Genomic DNA, 18,538 nt, shown 5'->3' with positions numbered 1-18,538 from the left:
GCGCTTGACAGGTTCCAGTTGATCAATAATTTCCATGGCTCGTAGACTTTATCGACGGGAATTTCCCCTGCCACTATACTGCAGAAAAGACAGTTCATTAATTGACCTCCAAGCCTAAAAGTCGAAAAACCGGCCTAAGCCTAACACCTGCTTCTTCAGCCCGATAGATCGCTGACGCAACGTCTGCCTGAATTTGACAGGTTCAGGTCGTCGCCCTTCGGGTGGTTTGCAAAAATTCAGGCAGAAAGTGTACTACTCAATCCGATCTTCCCAAAGCATCGTGGAACCCACGACAGCAGCCGGCATGATCAGTAAATTAATAAAGGGAATCAGCATAACCAGCGTGACGGTTGCACCAAAGCCCCAGACATAATTTCGATCCTGCTTTAGACGATCCAGCATGTCATTAAACGACACTCCTCTATTGTCTGCAGCATAGTCACAGTATTGGATCGACATCATCCAGCTATTGAACATAAACCAGAGCACAGGAGTGATCAGATTCACCACAGGGATAAAGGACAAAATCAAAAGAATCACAGCCTTGGGCAGGTAGTAGATCAGCTTTCTGATCTCCCGACCTATGGCTCTGGGCAACAGGGTCAGCCAGTCTTTCAACTCGTATTCGGGCAGGTCTGACTTACCATGAAGGTTCTGAACTTTCTCGGCAAGAAGGCCATTGAAGGGTGATGCAATAAAATTCCCGACGATGGTAAAGGTAAAGAAGACGACACCCAACATGGCCAGAAATAAAAGTGGCCAGAGCAAAAATTCAAGGAAAGATAGCCAGCTGGGCAGCCAGTTAAGCAACGACTCCATCAGCACACTCATTTGCTCAAGACCGAGATAGATCAGAAAGCTGAACACCAGAATATTAACGGTCAGTGGAATCAATACATACCAGCGGATAGCCGGATCTGGAAGATAGGATATACCCTTGAAAAAATAGCCGAGTCCACTTCCCGGCACAGGCGTTGGCATAGCAAAATTCCTATTATTGATGTTGCACACCAGCTGACGACAGATAGTCAGCTTGATAGTAAATACAAACCGATCGCTGAAGAGATTCTGGTTCTCGTCAGCGCAAGCCGTTATTATTCACCCAGTTTAACGAATTATGAATCCCTTACTATCAGAGATTTTTTCTGTCTCTGACAGACATTCCCGTTCAAGGAGTAAAATGTGAGTGAAGCCAAGCACGTCCCGCTACTGATTTTGGGTTCCGGTCCTGCAGGATACACTGCTGCAGTGTACGCTGCCCGGGCAAACCTGAAGCCGGTTATGATCACTGGTATGCAACAGGGCGGGCAGTTGACCACCACTACAGACGTGGACAACTGGCCAGGAGGCCCCGAAGGTCTTCAAGGCCCCGGCCTGATGGAAGACATGCGCGTTCATGCAGAACGCTTTGGTACCGAAATCATATTTGATCATATCGAAGAGGTCGATCTGAGCAGGAAACCTTACACCCTGAAAGGCACCGATACTTACACCTGTGACGCCCTGATTATCAGCACCGGTGCCAGCGCCCGTTACCTGGGTCTGAACAGCGAAGAAGCCTTCAAGGGCAAGGGCGTATCCGCCTGTGCTACCTGTGATGGATTCTTCTACAAAAACAAGGACGTAGTGGTTGTGGGTGGCGGTAACACCGCTGTTGAGGAAGCTCTCTATCTTTCTAACATTGCTAAAAAAGTCACTCTGATTCACCGTCGTCAGGGTTTCCGTGCAGAAAAAATTCTGCTGGACAAGATGATGGAGCGTGCAGAAAACGGCAACATGGAACTGGCTCTCGACTCTACTCTGGATGAGGTACTGGGTGACGACATGGGCGTGACTGGCGTTCGCATCAGGAATGTAAACACAGGCGAGCTTCGTGAAATCAGCGCCGAAGGCTGTTTTATTGCCATCGGTCACACACCGAACACCGGTATCTTTGAAGGTCAGCTGGAAATGAAAGACGGCTACATCAAGGTCAACGGCGGCCCGGAAGGCAATGCGACACTGACTTCTAAAGAAGGTGTATTTGCTGCGGGTGACGTTATGGATCATGTTTACCGTCAGGCTATTACTTCCGCCGGCACCGGCTGCATGGCGGCTCTGGACGCAGAAAAATATCTGGACTCTCTGTCCTGACCAAACTGCCCAGCTATTGAGACAGCCTCTGTTGCAGGGCTTTCAAAAATTTTCAGAGCGATCAAAGGGTCAAGAAGCTTTCTGACTACTCACCGCCTCTTGGGCTTCAGATGTTATCCTGAAGTCTTCAGACAAGGTGCCTTTCTCATCCGAAGCGGTTGTCTTAGGTGCGTAGTCCAGCGGTTGCTCCAACGGCTTTGGACGCTCGCTACGGCGCTTTGGAATCTGCCCCGACAGCAAGGCAGTGCTGCTGATCAGAGAATCACTGAGCTTGTTCTTGACATTGTCATCGTCACACAGTGATTCGGCTCCGTTAGCCATATGCTCGTGGACATCTTTATAACTGTCCGTCAGTTTGTTGATCAGGTGCGCCGTTGTATTAAAATGATCGGCCACGCTATCTTGGTACTGTTTAAATTCAGCCTCCAGCTCTACCAGCTGAGCTTCCATTTTGCCTCGATCTGAACGAGGGCCTGCCAGTAAATGGTACAAAAGTACACCACCGACTATTCCCGCTAAAAATGCCAAACTGCCTACAAACCAAAGTACATTCACATTTTCCACAGCATCGCCTCATTGGGTGGAACATTTCACGTCCCTTATTGATGTCAAAGTTATAATCTTTTATGCGCAAAGTATAGAGCGGTTGTGTAACATCCGGATGCCAAAACATACCTTGTCCTGCTAAAGCAGGAAGGTTACATTGTGCTCCTTTATTCCAGCCTTTTGTAATAAAGAGAGTACATCGCATGCCAGCCGATATAGGGGTGAGCCTTTACTGTTTCATCAACTATTGATACGAACCCCGTCAACGATGGATAGAGTGAAATAACAACTGAATGACCAGCATGACCCCGGAATCTCGTTACCAGCAGGACTTAAAGAAAGACAGCTTCAGCCATGACCCGGCTCAGGAAGCAGCGGTTCAGCATCTCCAGCGTCTTTTTGATCAACTGACGGCTGTCACTCCCCGCACCTCTCTGCTCAAACGCATCAACCCTTTTGCCGACAAAGAAACCCACACCGCTCGTGGACTCTATTTCTGGGGAGGCGTTGGCCGGGGTAAAACCTATCTGATGGACACCTTTTACGACTGCCTGCCGTTCCCCGAGAAAAAGCGCATGCACTTCCACCACTTCATGCGATGGGTTCATGGTGAATTGAAAAATCTGTCCGGAGAAAAGAACCCTCTGGATAAAGTGGCAGAAATACTGGCTGCTGAAACCCGGGTAATCTGCTTTGACGAGTTTTTTGTCTCTGACATCACCGACGCCATGCTTTTAGGTGGTCTCTTTGAGCAACTCTTTCAGAGAGGCATTACACTGGTAGCCACTTCCAACGTGGTACCCGATGAGCTCTACAAAGACGGTTTGCAAAGAATCCGTTTCCTGCCAGCCATTGCTCAGATAAAGGAGCATACTCTGGTGGTCAACGTTGATGGCGGCACGGACTATCGCCTCCGCCTCCTGGAAAAAGCAGACACTTACCACAGTCCATTAGGAACGGAAGCCGATCGACATCTGCAGAAAACATTCAATGACCTGGCACCGGATATCAGCCACTGCCGGGAAGCCGAGATCATTGAGATAGCGGGCAGATTGATCAACAGCAAGCGCACCTGCGAAGACATAGGCTGGTTCAGTTTCGCGACACTCTGTGATGGTCCAAGAAGCCAGAACGACTACATAGAACTGGCCTGTCTTTACCAGACAGTCATTCTGGAAAATGTACCACAAATGGGCGAAAAGAAAGACGATCAGGCCAGGCGCTTTATCAATCTGGTGGACGAGTTCTATGACCGCAACGTTAAACTCATCCTGACCGCCGAATCTCCCCTATCAGAACTTTACACCTCCGGCAAGCTGAACTTTGAGTTCCAGCGCACCATCAGTCGTCTACAAGAGATGCAATCCAGAGAATACCTGTCACAACCTCACGACCCAATCCTGTCATAAAACACAGGGTTGGGCTCAAACGAGCCAGTTCCCAGAGTCACGTATTTTGAGCCTGAATACAATTCAGGCAAAACTGCCATGCATAACTGAGCAACCAAACTATACTCCCTCCCGGAAACTCATCGGAAAACCTACTGAGGCAACGTTTTGCAGGCAGCCATTCATGCTCTCCTCTATGGCAATTGGAATGCGTTCATGACAGGACAGCTATGGCATGAGGGATTTCGTAAATTTAATCCGATATAGCAATACGTCAGTTGTCCACCTTTTTTACGGGTGCTTTTCACAGGTGCATTGTGCGAGCTTTTGACAGGTGTCACTGCCTGCTCCCCGAAAAGCGGCCCGGGGTGTCCGTGGATATTGATTACTTATTGTTGGGTTAAGGCTTGATTTATATCATCCAGGGGAAGACATGTAGTGAGTGAATTATCTACAACCCAGTCTATCGATAGCAAATCGACTACCAGAAAAAAATCACCCTTTGTGCCAAAAAAGTTACTGGTTCCTTTTGTAATGATAACCAGTTGTTTTGCCTTATGGGGACTGGCACATAACATGACCGATGTACTCATTGCCCAGTTCCGTAAGGTCTTCATCTTAAACGATGCTCAATCCAGTCTTGTTCAGATGGCTTTCTACGGTGCTTACTTCTGCCTGGCTCTTCCTGCTGCTGTCTACATTAAAAAGTTTTCTTACAAATCCGGTGTACTGCTTGGGCTGGGTCTGTTTGCGTTCGGTGCATTGCTGTTTTATCCCGCCAGCCAGACTATGCAGTATTCCCACTTTCTGGCAGCTCTGTTTGTATTGGCTGGCGGGCTATCCATCCTGGAAACCAGTGCCAACCCATACATTATTTCTATGGGACCACAGGACACCGCCACCCAGAGATTGAACCTTGCCCAGTCCTTCAATCCTTTAGGTTCAGTTGCCGGAGTCCTGATCGGGAAATTCTATATCCTGAGCCAGCTGAATCCGGCTTCAGACGCGGAGCGCGGTGCCATGGCGACTACGCAGCTGAAAGCTATCCAGTCCCAGGAATTAATGGCTGTTATGGTGCCATACATAATGACGGCTGCCGTCATTCTGGGAGTCTGGCTCTCTATAGTGCTTTGTAGAATGCCAAAAGCGGTGGATGCCTCTGAAGCATACAGCTATTCAAAATCCTTTGCTCGCCTCTTTAGAAAGAAAGTATTTGTCCGCGGGGTACTTGGTCAGTTTCTTTACATGGGAGCACAAATTGGCTGCTGGTCATGGACGATCCGTTATGTCATGAATAATATTGGAGGTAACGAGGCAGAAGCTTCGACCTATTACCTTTATTCAATCCTCTTATTCAGTAGCAGCCGCTTCCTTTGTACCTCTCTAATGCGCTACATCGAACCTGCGAAGTTGCTGGGGGGGCTTGCCACGGTCGCGGCTGTTATGACTGTCGTTGTAATGATGAGCGATGGCTATGCTGGTATTTATGCTCTGGTGGTTATCTCTGGCTGCATGTCGTTGATGTTCCCTACCATTTATGGCCTTTCTGTGAATGGCCTGGGCAAAGACACTCAGCTAGGCGGCAGCTGCCTGATTATGGCCATTCTTGGTGGCGCTGTGCTCACCGCAATGATGGGGTGGATTTCAGATATGACAGAAATTAGTTTGGCCTTTATTATTCCATTGATCGGATTTACTTACCTGACATGGTTTGGCCTTAAGGGGAGCAAAGCCTGATTTCATGATGAAAACCTTCTGGCAGGTCGGCATTGCTGCACCTGCCAGTTTGTTCAAACTTAGCAAAGAACTACCCTGCGATCCCGTATCGTTTTTGCAGCAGGTTCATGAATCTGACGAATAATATACCTCACAGCACTCTGTAACTTTTTCACCCGTTTGACTGGATAGAAGCAGTAGACTTCTCCTTGCTCTCTTTTCAATGTGATTCGGGTTGTGGCTGGAATGTGCCAGTATATGAAGCGCTGTCTGACCGTATACACGGAAGAATCTCCTGTGAGAGGGAAGGCGTCCCTTCCAATGCTACAGGCATTCCATTTTCTGCGGTTAAGAGCAATATTAGTCTAATCCATCTCGGGAAAGTTCCCAACAAAATGCACCAGGATTATTTATTCTTCCGGTGCTCCCGAATCTGATCGTAGGCCGCCTGAATTTCCTGAGTTCTCTGCTTGGCGACTTCCATCATTTCTTCCGGCAAACCTTTGGCCACAAGCTTGTCAGGATGGTGCTGACTCATCAGCTTCCGATAGGCTCTTTTCACTTCACTGTCCGTTGCGGAAGACTCAACACCCAGCACTTCATAAGCCTTGGAAAGGGTTTGCCCACTATCCGGACGCGCCCAGCCCCCCCCTTGCCGGCCTCCGGCATGATAATAAGCTCTCTGAGCCTGAAACCTTTTATGAAGCAGCTCAAAACTGATTTGGCTGATACCCAGTTGATCACATAACTGCTTGAATACAGCTCTCTCAGCCTGTGTCAGGCTGCCATCGGCGTAGGCTGCCTGCAGCTGAATTTCAAGAAACAGGGGAAGCAAGGTACTCGAGCCAGCGACCCTGCGAAACTCAGCCAGAGCTGCACTGATATCTGCCGAAGGCTGTTTACCCTGATTAAAGAGATTGATCGCGGCCTCACGTTGATCCGGTGACAGGCGCATCTGATTCATAATGGCTGATGCCATTTCAATCTCATCCTCACTGACTCGCCCGTCAGCCTTGGCCAGCTTGCCCATCACCAGAAAAGTGGCCTGGAAGAACGCACTCTGAGCCCTCTGACGATTGAAAGACCCACGGGGCCCGCCCCCCTGTTGATTGGGATTAATGTAATTCCGGTTTATCCAGGCGCCCAGTATGCCACCAAATAGCGCTCCGAAATGCCCTCCAAACACAAAACCGATGAATACACCGATCAGAATTGCTGTCATGTTGCCCTGCTCTGATTTAAATGTTCTTCCAGACTCTGCAAACGTTCCACTGTGCCGACATCGGTCCAGAGTCCGCAATAATGTTCGCCCGTAACTTTGCCCGAGGCCATCGCATCAATCAACAGAGGTGCCAGCTTGAAAGCCCCGGATTTACAATGTGCAAAGAGTTCTGGTGACAACACACTCAATCCACTGAAAGTCAGCTTGTTTTGACCGTCCGCCTGAACCCGCCCATGACTATCCAGGGCAAAGTCTCCGGTTTCCTTGAAGTCAGGATTATCCACCAGTACCAGATGAGCCAGACCTCTGGGTGAATCTGGCAGAGACTGGAAAGCATAGTCGGTATAGACATCACCATTGACCAAAAAGAAAGGATCATCACCCAAAAGACGCAGCGCCTTGAAAACACCACCACCGGTTTCCAGAGGCTCAGGTTCCGCTGAATATTCAATATTCAGCCCCCAATGACTGCCATTACCCAAGGCTGCAACCAGTTTTTCTCCCAGCCAGGCATGATTGATCACTATATCTTTGAAGCCAGCCTCTGAAAGGTTTTCCAGATGATGTACTATCAGGGGTTTACCGCCCACTTCTACCAGTGGCTTGGGTTTTTCCAAAGTCAGTGGTCTCAGCCTCGTTCCCAGGCCGGCAGCCAGAATCATTGCTTTCATTGTTCAGTCTCTTTCCGTGTAGATGCAATGCAATCATCAAGAATCGGTGCCACAGACTGCCTGAGCCATTTGGCATGATAAGCCAGCTCTTCGTAACGTTCACAGACATCCAGAACATAGGCAAAGGTCGCTGGAATCTCCCGCAGGTACCGGGGCTTGTTATCCCTGAGCCAAAGCCGGGAGAATATTCCGAGACACTTGAGATGTCGCTGCAGTCCTATCCAGTCAAACCATTTGAGGCAGGTTTCAAAGCTCACTTCCTTCAGCCGGGGGTGAGACTTGATAAACAACCTCAACCAACTCTCCACCTTGTGCCTCGGCCAGCTGATATAACAATCTTTCAACAAAGAAACAGCGTCATACAATATTGGGCCGTGGAGGGCTCCCTGAAAATCAATGACCCCGAGTTTTCCTTCGGAAAGCACCATCAGGTTTCTGGAATGAAAGTCACGATGAACAACCCCTTTAGGTTGTTGCAGTGCTGCCTCGGTAAGCAGTTCAAACAGCCGGTCAAGCTGATTGTTGGAGCGACTTTCGACCTCCAGCCTCAGCAGTTCTTTCAAAAACCAATGGGAGTAGATGTCCAGCTCTGTCATCAACAGCTCACGACTGTAAGGAGGCAGAGCATCAGGCTCGCACTTCTGGATTTGCAGAATAACATCCAGAGCTTTGCCATAAAGCTCATCAACAGTATTGTCGTTCAGGGCCTGAAGCAACAGAGTATCGCCGAAGTCATCCACCAACATAAAGCCTGACTGATAATCGACTGAGTGCACATCCGGCACACAAACGCCCTGGGCCTTGAGCAAACCAGCAATTGAGACAAAAGCATGGGAATCTTCAGTTTCTGGCGGGGCATCCACTGCCAGCAATGTACCTTCAGGAACCTGAAGTCGATAATAATTCCTGAAGCCGGCATCACCACCCACAGGACTCATCTGGCCGTCCCGGTCGAGTAACGCCTGACCCGGTGTTAAAGCCTTATACGCCCATTGTTTCAATTGCTGAAGGCGGTCGTTAGGAGAGGGTGTCACTTGCTTTACATATCCTGTGTTGATTGAGCGGTCACCTTCAGACTCATAGAGTCACTTGCTCATATACCTTTTAATCATGGCTATCTATGCAATATTCGGGCTGAACGACGGAAGGTTTAACATCAAAGTGTTGAAATGTATTGCACTGAAAGACAGAGTAACACAGACTAGTAAGGGTAATATAACGGACCCCACTGATTGTTCACTGCGTGAACAATCAGGCTCAGTAACAAATTGTGAACAAGCTATGGAATGCCGAGTCTTCAGGCGGAAGGTAAAAAAACAAAAGAAGCGCCATTTAGCACACTATTCAGAGGGAATTCAGGTATTATCCTCCACTGCAACACCATGAACCGAAATCACCGTCTTCCTGAAACACTCAGCCGGACACTCGCTCATGGCAAAAAGCAGATGTTCGCTCTACGATTTTCAGAGGTCTGCCGGTCTCAGGCAGGCTTGTGATCTGAACCTTCATGTTTTCGGAACAGCTGGCGATCATGACAACCACACATAAGGCCCGAACCACTGCTGTACAGATGTCCTTATTAGTAGAAAATGCTGCCTCCGACAGCAGGATGTGTAACAAGGTTCTCTGTGCGCATGCCAGAGCAGATTTAAACAGCCATCGACCATGGTCTAACGCTTTCTCCCGACCCGACTTAATTTGGAGTTGTGAAAAAAAGCGTCAAACCGTGGTAATAAGAACGGCACGGGATAATTGATCTCATGGAGAAATACCCTCTACCTTTCAAACCAGCGACATTAACACTGGCGATTGCTACTGTGCTGCTTGCCAGCCAACCGGCCGCCCGGGTTTATGGCGAATCCACCCTGTCGCCTAATGATCAGTGGAACTGTAAAGCCAGCTCTGATGGTGCCGGCTGGCAGTGTTCCGCCGAGCCAATAAAGCCAGGTGTGATGAATCGGGCTTCTCGCCCCATTGCCCCGCCAGTCACCCAATCCGCCCGAAACAAAGCCAGCGGTCAAACGGTGACTGTCGCTACCGGCCATCGCCGCGCAAACCTTCGGGAAAGGCTTGACTGGGTGCCCAAATCCCAGCTCAACGAGAATGAACAGAAAGCACTGGATCAGGCAACGCCCTGGTGCACAGGTGACTATTCAGAGCCTGCCCGTCCCGGTAAAAACTTCACGGGCAACTCTGATACAGCACCTATCGTTGCCGAGTCCGATGAATCCTCTTTTGGCCAGAATGACATAGGCACTCTTACCGGCAACGTTTCTATCAGACAGGGCAACCGTCAAATCCAGAGCGATACTGCGAGAATGAATCGCGCTACCAACCATGCCGAATTCGAAGGCAACGTGGTTTATCGTGAGCCCGGTACTCTGTTGGTCGGTGATTACGGTGATATGCTGCTCGATACTGGCCGGGCTACCATCAAGAATGCCAGCTACGCCATGCATGAGGCCCATGCCAGAGGGAGTTCCAAAGAAATCATTCGGAACGAGGACTCTACCCTGGTTCTCGAAGATGCCTCCTACACCACCTGCCGCCCCGGTGATGAAAGCTGGCTGCTAACAGGCAAGAATGTCACCCTGGATCGCAATACTGGTTATGGTACGGCACGTGACGCTGTTATCCGAGTTGGAGGGTTGCCGATTTTCTATACGCCCTACATGTATTTCCCGATTGATGATCGCCGCCAATCCGGCTTTCTCTACCCGACAATAGCCTCTGACAGTGATAATGGCCTGGACTTTACCCTGCCCTATTACTGGAATATTGCTCCTGATTACGACGCCACCATTACTCCTCGCATTATCTCCAAACGAGGCCTGCTGCTAGAAAATGAATTCCGCTACATGAATGAAAGCGGTGAAGGTGAAGTTGGTATTGCTGGCCTGACTAACAAGGACAAGCTGGAAAAAGAAAATCCTTATTACGATCAGGAGCGCTGGCTGGCCAGTGTGCGATATAAGCAGCGTTTTTCTGAGCGCTGGACGGCAGAACTCGACTATGCCGATGCCAGTGACAAAAACTACATCGAGGACTTTGGCACCCATTTAAAGCTGTCCAGCTCCAGTCCACTGAACCAGATGGCAGGTACCCGATATCTGGGTGGCAATGCCTACAACAACTGGACCTTCAGCCTGAATGCTCACCAGTTCAAAAATATGAGTCAGACGTCTGATGACCCATATAACAAGCTTCCACAGCTGGTCTTCAGCGGCAACTGGCAGGCAGGTGAAACATTGCAGGTTAATTATCTGGCGGATTACACTCAGTTCAGTCGGGCCGAAGACTGGCGCTTTGTGAGAGAAATTCAGCACCCGGACTTCGATGACCCTGATATCAGAGAAAGCGTTTACGATGAGGGCTTTGGTATCAAAAAAGCCGAAGGGGGTCGGGCTTATGGACAGGCGGGTATCAGCTATCCAATGCAGACAATGTGGGGCTTCCTGACACCTGAAGTGAAGGTTCGGAGTGTAAACTACAGCCTGAATAATTTGAGCCAGCAGGAAGTCATGGAAGATCTCCGTAACTCCTACATTGACCGAACGTTTAACGATAGCGACTTCACAAAGTCACCAAACACCAGTGCTGGCTCCTTTAGTCTTGATGGTGGCCTCTATTTTGAGCGCTTTACCGACTTGTTCGGCACCGACTTTACACACACTCTGGAACCCAGAGCCAAGTATCTTTATGTGCCTTATGTCGAGAATCAGGAGTACAACCCGATTTTTGACACAGCCGCCATGGGCTTCACCTACGGTTCTCTGTGGCTGGATAACCGCTTCAGTGGCTATGATCGTATTGGCGATGCCAACCAGCTCTCTCTGGGTGTAACGACCCGTCTCATTGAAGACGACGGCTTTGAAAGAATGCGCTTTGGTATCGGTCAAATTGTCTACTTCAAAGATCGCGAGGTATACATCGCCAGCAACCTCGGGCAGGCAGGCAAACCACCTGAGGATGTAGACGAAAACCTTGACGCTATCGATGCAAGGCTCAGGAACGAACTGACCGAACCAACGTCGCCCCTGGCATCGGAATTCATCTACAATTTCAATCGCACAATGAGCCTGAGGCAGGATTTCTCCTGGAATACCAACGAGAATCGTCTGGACAACTATGGTCTTTACTATCGCTGGCAGCCTGAACAGCGTAAGACTCTGAACCTCGGTTTCCGTTTCAGGGATCAGGTTGATCGGTATGTTCAAGACAAAGATGGACAAAATATTCAGATTGGCACCGACCAGAATGGCAATCCAATCTTTGAAACTGCTGATAACAACCTGAAACAAACCGATCTGTCTTTTGCCTGGCCGATTCCTTCGACCACCCACTGGGTAGGCTTGGGACGCTGGCAATATGATTTAACCAACAAAAGGAACCTTGAGAGCCTTGCGGGTGTCGAATACAACAGTTGCTGTTATCAGGTTCGGTTTTTCTGGCGTTCATGGATCGAAACAGACGATAATATCGACCACCCTGATCCGAAGAGCGGTGTTTTCTTCCAGTTCATCCTTCGTGGACTGGGTAATATAACCGGTAGCTCCGGAACGGAATACTTGCAAGGTATCCAAGGTTACGAGATTCACGAGAAGTAATGATGACGGGATTGAAGAATCTATTCTTTGCCGCCTGCTGCGCCCTTGCAGCAGTCGGTGGTACGGCCAACGCCAAGCCCGTACCACTGGATCGCATTGTTGCCATTGTCGACAAAGACGTGGTAATGGAGAGCGAATTGAACAACCGTATTGAAGCTGTGCAGCGACAGCTGAACAGCCGAAGTATCCCCATGCCACCAGACAACATCCTCAAGAAGCAGGTACTTGACCAGCTGATTCTTGAAAACCTGCAACTGCAGATGGGTCAGCGTGGTGGAATCCGCGTTGATGACTGGACGTTAAATGACGCTATCAGCAAAATCGCCAAGCGCAATGGTATGACCGTTGAGGCGTTCCGAAAAAATCTTGAATCAGACGGCCTGTCATACGCCGATGCCCGGGAAGAAATCCGACGCGAGATGGTTATTAACCGCGTGCGTCAGCGCCAGATTGCTGAACGCATTCAGATCAGCGAGCAGGAAGTGAATAATTTCCTCAAGTCGCCGGAAGGTCAGGCCAGCATGCAGACTGAATATCGTCTGGGTCATATTATGATTGCCACACCGGATAACCCATCACCTGATCAGGTGCGGGAAGCCGAAAAGAAGGCCAACAATATTGCTATTCAGCTTGATAGAGGTGCCAACTTTGCCGAAATGGCGCTCACCTACTCCAGCGGCCAGAGTGCTCTGAACGGTGGCGACCTTGGCTGGCGCTCCGCTGATCAACTGCCAACCCTGTTTGCTGAACAGGCGTTGAAGATGAGAGACGGAGAAGTATCTGCACCGATCCGCAGTCCTGGTGGTTTTCACATCTTCAAGCTAATCGACACTCGCGGTAACGAGAAGCATATGGAGCATCAGATACACGTTCGCCATATTCTGATCAAGCCCAACGAGATTCGCAGCGACCTTGAGGCACAGATGCTGGCCAAAAACCTCTTCGACCGAATTGAAAACGGTGAGGATTTTGCTGAACTGGCCAAGGCCTACTCTGACGACACTGGCTCAGCTCTGAATGGCGGGGATCTGAACTGGGTTTCTCCGAAATCTCTGGTTCCGGAATTCCAGAAAGCCATGAAAGAGACGCCCGAAAAAATAGTCAGCGAACCTTTCAAGAGCACTTACGGCTGGCACGTTCTGGAGGTACTGGGCACACGTCACTCAGATATCAGCGACCGGGTCCGCAGAAACAAGGTCCGTGAAATACTGGGCAACCGTAAGTTTGAAGAAGAGCTTCAGGTGTGGTTACGTGAAATCAGAGATCAGAGCTACATTGAAATTCGTCTCTGAGTCGAAACCCAGATAAAATTGACGCCCCGGTTTTCCGGGGCGTTGCTTTTATATAGACTCTCGTGGATTGTATTTTCCCTGGTTCATGGCTGACTTATGACAAGCAACACACTGCCCAGACTGATCATTACCTCAGGCGAGCCCGCAGGTATCGGACCCGACCTCTGCCTTCAGCTGGCTTATTATACTTCGCCAGTACAAATAGTAGTTGCTGCAGACCCAGAGCTTTTGGCGGAACGTGCAGACAGTCTGGGCATGGATGTTACCTTTGAATTATTCAACCCTGATGAAAAAGAACCCGTCAGAGAAGGAATACTTCTCGTTGCCCCAGTCTCCTTACCCAAACCCTGCTCAGCCGGTCAGCTGGATGAAGCCAACAGCCCCTACGTTCTGGAAATGTTGAGCTATGCCATCGAAGGCTGCCAGAGCGGCCTGTTTGATGCCATGGTCACCGCTCCTATCAGCAAGGAAGTGATCAATAATGCAGGCGTTTCTTTCAGTGGTCATACAGAATTTCTGGCCGAAAAAACCAACACTCAACAAGTCGTTATGATGCTGGCAACAGAAGGCCTGAGGGTCGCACTGGCCACCACCCACCTGCCACTTAAGGACGTTTCATCTGCTATCACGCGATCCTCTCTGGAAGGAGTCATCAAAATTCTCCACAGGGATATGGTGACAAAATTTGCGATCGAGAATCCCAGAATTCTGGTCTGCGGTCTTAACCCCCATGCTGGAGAAGGGGGTCACCTTGGCATGGAAGAGATAGAAACCATTATTCCAGTACTCGAGAAGTTAAACAGTGAAGGTATAAATCTGGTAGGCCCTCTGCCTGCAGACACGCTCTTTAACCCCAAATATCTTGAGACTGCTGACGCCATTCTGGCGATGTATCATGATCAGGGTCTGCCAGTTCTGAAGTACAAAGGTTTTGGCAATGCCGTCAACATTACCCTGGGACTTCCAATCATTCGCACTTCTGTTGATCATGGCACAGCATTGGATCTGGCAAGCACAGGAAAAGCCGATTCGGGAAGCCTGTTTGCTGCTGTTCGTTATGCTCTCGATATGGTTCGGTAGCCAAAAGGGTTGTCTGCCGCTATCATAGCGCCCCCTCTATTGCTCGTTAAGTTTGTCAAAAGCATGGCTGAAATTCCCTACCACAAGGCCCGTAAACGATTTGGTCAGAACTTTCTGCACGATCACGGTGTCATTCAACGGATTATCCGTTCCATACACCCAAGGGCAGGCGACCGAATTGTGGAAATTGGCCCGGGTCAGGGTGCACTGACCGAGTTTCTGCTGGACGCTGCCGGGCAGCTGGATGTAGTTGAACTCGACAGGGATCTTATCCCGACCCTGAAGCTCAGATTTGGCCTGAATCCTGAGTTCAGAATTCACGAAGGAGACGCACTCAAGTTCAATTTCTCCACTCTTATTAGAGAAGGCGAAACACTGAGGCTGGTAGGCAACCTGCCCTACAATATATCCACTCCCCTGATTTTCCACCTGCTAGAGTTTCAGGGACAGATCAGCGACATGTATTTCATGTTACAGAAAGAGGTTGTGGAAAGACTTGCAGCCCAGCCCGGTGAAAAGCACTATGGGCGACTGGGCATCATGGCTCAATACTACTGCAAGGTGAACAACCTGTTTGTTGTGGGCCCTGGCTGTTTCAAACCTGCCCCCAAAGTTGACTCAGCTATTGTTCGGCTTGAGCCTCATAGAGATTTACCTTACCCGGCAGATGACGTAAAACTGCTGGAAAGGGTGGTTCGGGAAGCTTTCCAGCAACGCCGCAAAACTATGCGAAACACTCTGAAAAAGCTAATCTCTGCCGATAAACTGACTGAGCTGGGTATCGACCCTGCGAGTCGTCCGGAAACGGTGACTCTGCCAGAATTTGTTGCTATCGCCAATTATCTGCATTCAGCTGCCATGAGCGACTGACATCATTTTTCGTCAGCCTCGGGGATGAAAATTTTTCCAATGTAAGAAAGCTGCCGTTACATGATAAACGACCAGACGACTTGCATGCTCGCTATCCACTGAGTTACTACTATTAGCAGGGAAATGCAGTTTTCATCACTGTGGAGAACGCAGTCTCCACCCGGTCAACGGAGAAAAGGATATTTCTCCAAGCCGGTCACAAACTGTTACTGAGCCAGGCAGCGAATCAGAAAAAGCTTTTGTGCATTTCAATCAAGCATTCCCGATTTAGTCTTAAAACCACGAACCTTCAAAGACCTTTGCTATAAATGGCTATCACACGTTTAAAGGTTCAGGAGATTATTGTTAATGACCGTGTACGCCGTAGGTGATATCCAGGGATGCTACGAGCCTCTCAGACATCTGCTTGACAAAGTTCAGTTCAAGCCTGGCCGTGACCAGTTGTGGGTAGCGGGGGATATGGTAAACCGTGGCCCAGACTCACTGGCTACGCTACGCTACCTGAAAAGTCTCGGCAGCGATTGTACCGCTGTATTGGGCAACCATGACCTGCACTTGCTGGCGGTTGCTGCACGAGTTCGTCGATCCAAAAAGAAAGATACATTAGCCCCACTGCTCAGCGCTCCTGACAGAGACTCATTGATTGACTGGCTAAGGCACCGCCCACTGATTCACTATGATAAAAAACGCAAAGTCACAATGGTACATGCTGGAATCCCTCCGATCTGGACCCTGAAGCAGGCCTGCCTGTATGCAAGCAAACTTGAGAAAGCCCTTCAGGGAGAAAACTATCAAGAGTTTCTTCAGTTTCTATTCAAATCAGATTCCATCAACTCTATGGAAGAAGCTTATACCCGTCGAGCCAAACTGAAACTGACCGCAGCTTATCTGACACAGATGCGTTTTTGTGACCAATACGGTCGGCTTGATCTTGACAACAAGACAGCATCTGCCACTGAGACATTCGCCGCTTGGTATAATTTTCCTGATAGCCCCGTCTACAAAGAACGCATTATTTTTGGTCACTGGGCTGCCCTGGAAGGCAACAGTCAGCGCAAAAAAATCCATGCCCTTGATACCGGGTGCGTCTGGGGGCGCTGTCTCACCGCCCTGAACCTCGACGATTACAGCACCACTTCAGTGGACTGTTGCTAAACCAATGTATGAATGGATTCATAAACACCTGACAAACTCGACAGGATCATGATTACAGTGCAAAAAACCCACTCATCCTCAGGACTTTTGTCACCTTTTTCTGATTTTGTCTTCCACTTCGTATTAAGTTTCCCTAAGGTCTCGTACAATACTCGCCGACAAAGCCATTAGCGCTATAATGAATCCCCAATAGCGGACTCCGTTAAGAGCGGTATAATGCCACTGCCTGGCATCGCAGTGGCTCAACAAGAATGATAAAAGAAGCTACGGAACTGGCTATATATGGCACGAAAACCAACAAAAACAGCCACATTCGTCTGGGAAGGTAAAGACAAGAGTGGGCGGAAGGTCAAAGGAGAAATCCAGAGCGGCAGTATTGCACTGGTCAAAGCTGAGCTCCGCAAGCAGGGAATCAACTCCACAAAAGTCAGAAAGAAGGGTATGTCACTGGGTACCAAGGGCGGCAGGATCAAACCCATGGATATTGCCCTGTTTACCCGCCAGCTAGCCACCATGATGAAGGCGGGGGTTCCCCTGCTTCAAGCGTTTGATATTACTTCTGACGGTATCGAAAAGCCTGCCATGAAAGATCTCATTGGCAAAATCAAGAATGATGTTGCCGGCGGTTCCACTCTGGCCGACGCTCTGAGAAACCATCCACTGTATTTCGATGACCTCTACTGTAATCTTGTCGCTTCCGGTGAGCAGTCTGGTTCTCTGGAGTCACTGCTGGACAGAATCGCCACCTACAAAGAGAAAACCGAAGCCCTTAAGGCCAAAATCAAGAAAGCGATGAAATACCCCATCGCTGTTGTGGGTGTTGCTATGGTTGTGACTGGCATTCTGCTGGTCTACGTAGTGCCCCAGTTTGAGGAAGTATTCCAGGGATTTGGGGCTGAGCTACCCGCATTTACCCAGTTGGTTATCGGCATTTCTGAATGGGTCCAAAGTTCATGGCATATGACCATAGGCGCTCTCGTTGCCTTTGGATTTATGTTCAAAAAACTGCTACAAAAATCCAAAGCAACCAGAGACAGAATGGATCGGGTCACCCTTAAGATTCCCGTGATCGGTGTCATTCTTGATAAATCAGCAGTCGCCCGATTCGCCAGAACCCTGTCGACGACTTTTGCCGCCGGTGTACCCCTGGTGGATGCCCTTGACTCGGTTGCCGGGGCTGCTGGTAACGTCGTCTATTTCGATGCCACCCAACGCATAAAGGAAGACGTATCCAGCGGTCAGCAGCTGCAGTTCGCCATGAGAAACTCTGGCATATTCCCGGCCATGGCGGTTCAGATGGTGGCTATTGGTGAAGAATCCGGCGCTCTGGATGAAATGCTCGATAAGGTCGCCACTTTTTACGAAGACGAAGTAGACAACATGGTCGATGGTCTGACCAGCTTGATGGAACCTTTGATCATGTCGGTTCTCGGCGTACTGGTTGGTGGTCTTATCATTGCCATGTACTTGCCTATTTTCCAGTTGGGGTCTGTGGTCTAACCAACAGATGTAAACATGTATTAAAACTCCAGACACATGCATTAAACTATCGACACGGAAATAGCTTATTCCTCTATAGCCCTTATTATATAGGGCTATCAGTCAACAGCTTTATCCAGCTACATTCAGGAATCAGACATATAAAAACAGTTTTAATGCATTTTGGCCGCAAGTTACTTACTCTGTGTCCACTGAAAATCAGGAGTACTTGTCAATAGTTTTAATGCACGTCTACCCTTCAAACTTTTTAGTTTTTTGTTCAACTTCCTGCAGCACGGGCTGCTTATCCTTGCTGAACAACAAGCGGTAACTTTCAAGGTAGATGTCGCCTCAACTTATGCAGCTAAATCACAATGCT

Annotated in this window: 14 protein-coding genes; 9 read left to right on the top strand and 5 right to left on the bottom strand. The window is 49.2% G+C overall.

Going from position 1 to position 18,538, the window contains the following annotated elements:
• Positions 1-252 precede the first annotated feature (252 nt).
• Positions 253-981 (bottom strand): sulfate transporter CysZ, encoded by a 729-nt coding sequence (gene cysZ / locus KDK19_RS05915; protein WP_257280502.1) that lies wholly within the window; start codon positions 979-981, stop codon positions 253-255.
• 201 nt (positions 982-1,182) lie between these two features.
• On the opposite strand from cysZ, the gene trxB reads away from it, so the two are divergent.
• Positions 1,183-2,133 carry a thioredoxin-disulfide reductase gene (gene trxB / locus KDK19_RS05910; protein ID WP_257280501.1) on the top strand — a complete coding sequence of 317 codons (951 nt, stop codon included), beginning with the start codon at positions 1,183-1,185 and terminating at the stop codon, positions 2,131-2,133.
• A gap of 69 nt (positions 2,134-2,202) precedes the next feature.
• Here the strand turns inward: trxB and KDK19_RS05905 are convergent, their stop codons facing one another.
• Entirely contained in the window at positions 2,203-2,697 is a 495-nt protein-coding gene (locus tag KDK19_RS05905) for a YhcB family protein (protein ID WP_257274589.1), read from the bottom strand.
• 284 nt (positions 2,698-2,981) lie between these two features.
• On the opposite strand from KDK19_RS05905, the gene zapE reads away from it, so the two are divergent.
• On the top strand, positions 2,982-4,088 hold the full coding sequence (gene zapE / locus KDK19_RS05900; protein WP_306670744.1) for a cell division protein ZapE: 1,107 nt from the start codon (positions 2,982-2,984) through the stop codon (positions 4,086-4,088).
• A gap of 417 nt (positions 4,089-4,505) precedes the next feature.
• Entirely contained in the window at positions 4,506-5,804 is a 1,299-nt protein-coding gene (fucP, locus tag KDK19_RS05895) for an L-fucose:H+ symporter permease (protein ID WP_257280500.1), read from the top strand.
• A 385-nt stretch (positions 5,805-6,189) separates the two neighbouring features.
• On the opposite strand, the gene djlA is transcribed toward fucP, so the two are convergent.
• From djlA to KDK19_RS05880, 3 genes are read right to left on the bottom strand one after another with little or no spacing between them, the layout of a single operon-like run.
• Positions 6,190-7,005 carry a co-chaperone DjlA gene (gene djlA / locus KDK19_RS05890; protein ID WP_257280499.1) on the bottom strand — a complete coding sequence of 272 codons (816 nt, stop codon included), beginning with the start codon at positions 7,003-7,005 and terminating at the stop codon, positions 6,190-6,192.
• A complete protein-coding gene (gene murU / locus KDK19_RS05885; RefSeq protein WP_257280498.1) occupies positions 7,002-7,676 on the bottom strand; it encodes an N-acetylmuramate alpha-1-phosphate uridylyltransferase MurU in 675 nt (224 codons plus the stop codon). Before murU ends, djlA begins: the two co-directional genes overlap by 4 nt.
• Positions 7,673-8,710 carry a phosphotransferase gene (locus KDK19_RS05880; RefSeq protein ID WP_257280497.1) on the bottom strand — a complete coding sequence of 346 codons (1,038 nt, stop codon included), beginning with the start codon at positions 8,708-8,710 and terminating at the stop codon, positions 7,673-7,675. The genes murU and KDK19_RS05880 overlap by 4 nt, the downstream gene beginning before the upstream one ends.
• 726 nt (positions 8,711-9,436) lie before the next feature.
• Here KDK19_RS05880 and KDK19_RS05875 point away from each other — a divergent pair.
• The 6 genes from KDK19_RS05875 to KDK19_RS05850 all read left to right on the top strand — a co-directional run bounded on the left by KDK19_RS05875 (position 9,437) and on the right by KDK19_RS05850 (position 18,180).
• Positions 9,437-12,283 (top strand): LPS-assembly protein LptD, encoded by a 2,847-nt coding sequence (locus KDK19_RS05875; RefSeq protein ID WP_257291541.1) that lies wholly within the window; start codon positions 9,437-9,439, stop codon positions 12,281-12,283.
• Entirely contained in the window at positions 12,283-13,575 is a 1,293-nt protein-coding gene (locus KDK19_RS05870; protein ID WP_257280495.1) for a peptidylprolyl isomerase, read from the top strand. Before KDK19_RS05875 ends, KDK19_RS05870 begins: the two co-directional genes overlap by 1 nt.
• Positions 13,576-13,671: 96 nt before the next feature.
• Positions 13,672-14,655 (top strand): 4-hydroxythreonine-4-phosphate dehydrogenase PdxA, encoded by a 984-nt coding sequence (pdxA, locus tag KDK19_RS05865; protein ID WP_257280494.1) that lies wholly within the window; start codon positions 13,672-13,674, stop codon positions 14,653-14,655.
• Positions 14,656-14,718: 63 nt separating this feature from the next.
• Positions 14,719-15,525 (top strand): 16S rRNA (adenine(1518)-N(6)/adenine(1519)-N(6))-dimethyltransferase RsmA, encoded by an 807-nt coding sequence (rsmA, locus tag KDK19_RS05860; protein ID WP_257291540.1) that lies wholly within the window; start codon positions 14,719-14,721, stop codon positions 15,523-15,525.
• 348 nt (positions 15,526-15,873) lie between these two features.
• Positions 15,874-16,680, top strand: coding sequence for a symmetrical bis(5'-nucleosyl)-tetraphosphatase (locus tag KDK19_RS05855; protein WP_257274467.1), 807 nt, complete (start codon positions 15,874-15,876; stop codon positions 16,678-16,680).
• A gap of 282 nt (positions 16,681-16,962) precedes the next feature.
• Entirely contained in the window at positions 16,963-18,180 is a 1,218-nt protein-coding gene (locus KDK19_RS05850) for a type II secretion system F family protein (RefSeq protein ID WP_257252904.1), read from the top strand.
• The last annotated feature ends 358 nt before the right edge of the window (positions 18,181-18,538 follow it).

The organism is Endozoicomonas sp. ONNA1 (genome assembly GCF_024606325.1).
Classification (GTDB): domain Bacteria; phylum Pseudomonadota; class Gammaproteobacteria; order Pseudomonadales; family Endozoicomonadaceae; genus Endozoicomonas_A.
The sequence above is the reverse complement of the archived record's forward strand: the minus strand, read 5'-3'. Positions and strand labels throughout refer to the sequence as shown.